We start from the raw sequence: 4,586 nt of genomic DNA, 5'->3' as shown, positions 1-4,586 counted from the left end.
CTCTCTCTTTATTTCCAAAGTTGGTGATTATGCTTATGAAGTTGTTTTTATTTTACTGGTCTTAGAATTAACAGATAACACCTTTTTTACAGGTCTTGTGTATTTTTTTCGATTTATCCCTTTTCTCTTTTTTGGCCCTATAGGAGGTTGGTTAGCGGATAATTTTTCTTTGAAGAAAAATATGATCTTAAGTGAAGTTGTTAGATTATTAGCTTCATTGTTTGTTTTTATAACTTATATAACAGGTACGGCACATATCATTGTTCTTATTTTTGCAGCAATATGTACAACGATAGGAAGAAGTATTTTCCAACCAAGTTTTCAAGCTGCTATTCCCAGAATGTTTTCAATAAAAGATCTTACAAAGGCCAATAGCATTGCTCAAATTATCATGGAAACGGCAGCCGTCATTGGCCCTTTGGTTTGTTCTATACTGCTTTTTTTTGCAAATAAATCGGCAGTACTCATTTTTGATTTTTGTACCTATTTTATATCTATTATCATGTTATTTAATCTCATGAATTTAAATTCAAGCGAGAATAAATCATTCAATTTTATAAAAATTTATCGAGAAACAGCTTCATATCTTAAATATATTTCTACAGAAAATAATAATTTATTTATTACGCTCGTTGGATCGTCGTTTGCTATTCTCTTTACGGGTGCTATTTTAAGATTTTTAATTCCAGCTTTTGTTCTTTTTGTGGGGGGAGAGGAAAGCTTTGTGAGTTATATTTTTTCCCTCATGGCTGTTGGAACTATTGTTGGTGGTTTGTTATATAGTAAAATTATATTAAATATTACATCGTTGAAGCTCATGATATTTTGGCTTCTTTATGGGGTTATTCTGTTTGTTATGCCCTTAGCTGCAGAAATTTATTTAAAATTCCTTCTCGTGTTAGCATTTGTTCTAGGATTTATTGGTGCCTTTGTGGATATTGGTTTAGTCTCAGCTATTCAATTATATTCTCGTCGTGAAGATTTTGGTAAGAGCTTTGGAACCTTTTCAACTTTAGCGAACTCTGCCGAAGCAATGTCTGGCTTTATTGCTGGACTTTTGGCACTCGTGGGATTGTTAAGCTCTTTTTTAGCTATGTCCGCATTAATTATTTCCACCGGAATTATTGGCGTTGTAAAAATTAAGAAAAATAAAGAGTTAACACCTCTTAACACGACAGTCGATGACGACCATTGATATATTTGATATCTCCATGCCGTTTCTTTTTTCTAAAGACGGTTCGCTCATTATCTTATTCATGAGGTAAAAACACCGCTCTTTGAAGGGGGTGATCTGAAACAAATGAGTGGTCAGTGGTGGAAACTTGCGAGGCAAGCATTTGAACTCTTTACAGACCGTTGTTTATAGAGCGGTGTGGGGTGGTGAACCTTTCCTTGGCTTTGTTCTGTAAATGTGGAGAAGCGTAAAAATGTGAATCTGTAAAAGTGAAGCGGAGGATTTATGGGTTCATATATTGTGCGTGTTTTTTGTCATGATATGGAGGGGTGAGAATGATTGGGGGGAAGTGGCTTCGTGAATGGAGGGGAAATGAAGGGTGCTGTGCGTTGGTTTATGTAATGCAACACACTATGAAAGTAAGTATACATATACTATATGTATACTACATGCTTTACATGTGTTTTTTCGTACTTTTAACATATATATTTTGTGTCTTAAACATAAGCTTTGAGTACTATGAGAGATGGTGGTCGTTTTTTTAAACAAGCGAGAAAGTGATTAACTAATGCTTGATAGTAAAGAAATATGTTGTTAAGGCTATTCTTTGAAAGGAGGCTCTTATTTCTGGTGTAGGAGCTTCTCAGAAGAGAATGCAATTAATAGGGGAGTTAAGATGTCAAAATATTTATTTCCGTTACCGCTTGTATTGGTGGCTGGTTGTGCATCTATCAGTAATTATTCATCAAGTTATGTCAGTCCAAATATTACGCAAGATGATATAAAATTAATTGCTAACGATTTTGTCCGTAATCTTAAAAAACCTTTACCGCCCGCTACAACAACACTTATTGTGAAAAAAATAAAACAGAAGACAACTTTACTCCTGTCTTTATTAATCTCTTGCGACGGAATGGATATAACGTGATCTATACAGATCAACCAAACAAACAGCAAAATGGTGTAATTTTGACTTATCAAATAACGCCAATAAAGACAGGTATCTTGTCTATGGTTTCTTATGATGAGGTTGGAGTAACGCGTTATTATATCCGCACTTATAATCGATGAAACCCCTTTGCCGGTTTGTCTCAAAGAAGTAGATAATGAAGAAATGTGTTTCAGGGGAAGTGTTGGGATTGAATTAATCAATAAAAATTTGCAGATGTGAAAATTACATGTTTAGATGACAATTATTCGTCGTCTCGTTTACAATTTCGGTGTTGTAACGAAGAAAGATGTCGTTTTATCTGTTTGCAATTCTTCATGTTCTGTCTCAGTTATATAGCGCTTTTATCGTTTCTGTCTTATAGAAAATTACTTTCTGTTCTACGGCTCTGTATGCCAATCTAATAGTCAGATCTAAACAATCAAATTCATATGAACTCTTTACAGAAATCTGTTGTTTGAGATTGTTGGAAAGGTGTTTTGTTTTTATCAAATTGTCGCGTGGTGGTTTGGGAGTTTCCTTTGGCTGCGTTCTGTAAAGATGTAAAAGCGTAAAAATGTGAATCTGTAAAATGAAGCGGAGGATTTGTGCTTTGTGAGAGCTTTTATTATGGCATGGAATGTGGTCAGAGAACTAGGGGACGCGTTTGTGAATGGAGCGGGGAAAGCTGGGATGAAGAGGGGTGTTAAGTGCGTTTTCTGGAGAAGAGTGTGTGGGGAATATTTGAGGGCAGGGCTTAATCAGTCTTGTCTGATGACACGGTATTATTTGAGGTGTCGTGATAACCATATGAAATAATCAGCAGGGGAATTTGATAGACGAGAAATCAGATTGTTGCAGACCAGTGTTTGCAGAGCGGTGCGGAGTGGTGATGTGGAAATTTTATTTGGCTTACGTTCTGTAAAGATGTAAAAGCGTAAAAACGGTGATCTGTAAAATGAAGCGGAGGATTTGTGCTTTGTGTATTGTGCATTTTTTTGCCATGGTATAATGATAAATCCATTGAGCACCCCTATCTTTACGCTTCATAAAAGAGCAAGCCGGCACTATCATTATATTTGTGCTAGCTCGTGGGTGTTGGCTACAGCCCTTGGCACTTGAGACGGTTCATAAGAGCCATTTTATTCCTTTCTTAATAGTTTTATACGGGCTCTCCTCGCTTTTGGATGTGCAAGCGAGTGATTTTGATTGATTCAACATGGGAGGGATTTGAAATGAGAGAATCTTACGATATTCGGAACTCTTAATCAGTATCAATAATGCTAAATTATCATTATAAATCAATATATTGTTATTGTATGGAGTGGTGAGAAGGATTGGGGGAAAGTGTCTTCGTGAATGGAGGAGAAAGTTGGGATGAAGAGTGCTGTTGAAGTGCGTTTTCTGGAGAAGAGTGTGTGGGGAATGGCTGTGAACAGATTGCAGAGCTGATGTGTAAAGAGATGTGAAGAGATAAAAACTGTGGTTGGCTTTTATATTCTATGCGAAATTTAACAATTATATTTGCGTCTATATTTGTATGGGGGATATCCGTGAAATGGGTGTGAGAAGCATTGAGAGGTGTTTTTTTAATAAGTGGGTGAATGAGCAATACAATGAAAGCCTATTTAGAGGGGAAATCCTATTTAGAGGGATGCCTATTTAGGAAAAATCCTATTTTAGCTCTTGTTGTTTTAGACATTGTGTTTTGTATGAGGGGCATTTTGCAGGAAAGGTGTTTTGAGGGATGTGGCTCCCTTAAAGAAAAACACAAAAGTATCAAAAGAAAAATATAAAAACTTGACAAGGTAAATGTAAAAAGGTATCATAATGATACAATCGGAATTGTGCGTTTAAATCAGAAGAGATCTTTTGATAAGATTCTGTGAGAGGGGTGGGGATGTCTTTCCAAGATTTTGGTGTTTTTATCCTATTTTGAAGTTTGTTATCCTATGATGTCGTAAACCGGTGCCGTAAACCGTTTTTTTGAGATGTGGTGATATCAGGCGGCAAGGCTTTAGGCAGAGGGGAATATTGGCAAAGGATGTCGATTGATGCGCTTTTGCCTAATCAGAAATTAACCACAAAATTGCTTTTTGTTTTTTCGGCTGGAGCTCTCTAAAGTTTTTCAAAAGTGCGTGTTCTTTTTCGCTGTATGTGTCTTGATCGTGGTGTAAGGCATGTTCTTTTGTGGGAATATCTGCTGTTAAAAGGTCCGCATAAAAAAAGTTCATAGGAACTGCTAGTTTTTTAGCAATTTCGAGCAAACATCCCGCGCTTACACGATTGGAGCCTTTTTCGTATTTCTGGATTTGTTGGAAACTGACACCTAAATGGCTTCCTAACTCTTTTTGAGAAAGTCCCATTGAAATGCGTCTGTGACGGATTCTTTTACCTATTGAAATGTCATTAAAATGTGAATTTTTAGTTTGCACTTCAAGCTCCCCTCCGGTTGCGAGCGCCCTCGCATGAGTATTCCGGGAG

The 4,586-nt window shown here is 36.6% G+C and carries 2 protein-coding genes and 1 pseudogene; 2 read left to right on the top strand and 1 reads right to left on the bottom strand.

The window, feature by feature from the left end:
* Together ACFILW_RS07605 and ACFILW_RS07600 are read left to right on the top strand one after the other, a co-directional pair.
* Positions 1–1,195, top strand: a 1,195-nt coding sequence (locus ACFILW_RS07605) for an MFS transporter (protein WP_375685458.1), incomplete at its 5' end; no start/stop codon positions are given.
* Between the two features lie 655 nt (positions 1,196–1,850).
* Positions 1,851–2,245, top strand: a pseudogene (locus ACFILW_RS07600) (hypothetical protein).
* A 1,923-nt stretch (positions 2,246–4,168) separates the two neighbouring features.
* On the opposite strand, the gene ACFILW_RS07595 reads toward ACFILW_RS07600, so the two are convergent.
* Positions 4,169–4,537, bottom strand: coding sequence for a helix-turn-helix domain-containing protein (locus tag ACFILW_RS07595; RefSeq protein WP_375622909.1), 369 nt, complete (start codon positions 4,535–4,537; stop codon positions 4,169–4,171).
* Between the last annotated feature and the right edge of the window lie 49 nt (positions 4,538–4,586).

The sequence above is a fragment of the Bartonella sp. TT110JLCBS genome (assembly GCF_042193405.1).
In the GTDB taxonomy this organism is placed as follows: Bacteria; Pseudomonadota; Alphaproteobacteria; order Rhizobiales; family Rhizobiaceae; genus Bartonella.
This window is presented reverse-complemented; position numbering and strand designations above follow the sequence as displayed.